Below are 403 nucleotides of genomic sequence, written 5' to 3'. Positions count from 1 at the left end.
GGAGGTGCCACGACTCCGTACCATGTCATCACCGGCTTTGATTACGTCAGCTTTCCACTGATCCATGGCCGGGCTGTTCGAGTGGGTCGCCGCAGCCAGCGTCAGACTCCAGTTCTTCTGGAGTTCCTTGATCTCCTTGGGATGGTCCACGCCCAGTCGGGAGCCGTCGCTCGGGTCGCCCATGTCGACCCAGTACTCCAAGTTGCCCTTGACACCAACCTCTAGGGCGAAGCGCTCGGCGAAGTACCGATCGCCCCTGTTGTTCTCGAAGTACTTGTTCAGGCGGGCGATCTCCTCGGGAGAGGCGTCGTCGCCCATGGCGACGATATTGGCAGCAGCTCGCGCGTCCTGAAAGTCCTGAGCCCAGCCCGCCAGTTTCAGGGAGTCGTACTCGGTGCCGGAG

1 pseudogene is annotated in these 403 nt (G+C 61.8%); it reads right to left on the bottom strand.

Annotated features, from left to right (window positions below):
• A pseudogene (locus LPA54_RS40825) lies at nt 1-318 on the bottom strand (hypothetical protein); the annotation flags it as partial.
• Between the last annotated feature and the right edge of the window lie 85 nt (nt 319-403).

It is taken from the genome of Streptomyces sp. DH12 (assembly GCF_020873895.1).
GTDB lineage: Bacteria > Actinomycetota > Actinomycetes > Streptomycetales > Streptomycetaceae > Streptomyces.
Note: the sequence above shows the minus strand (reverse complement) of the source record. Positions and strands in the feature narration are given on the sequence as shown.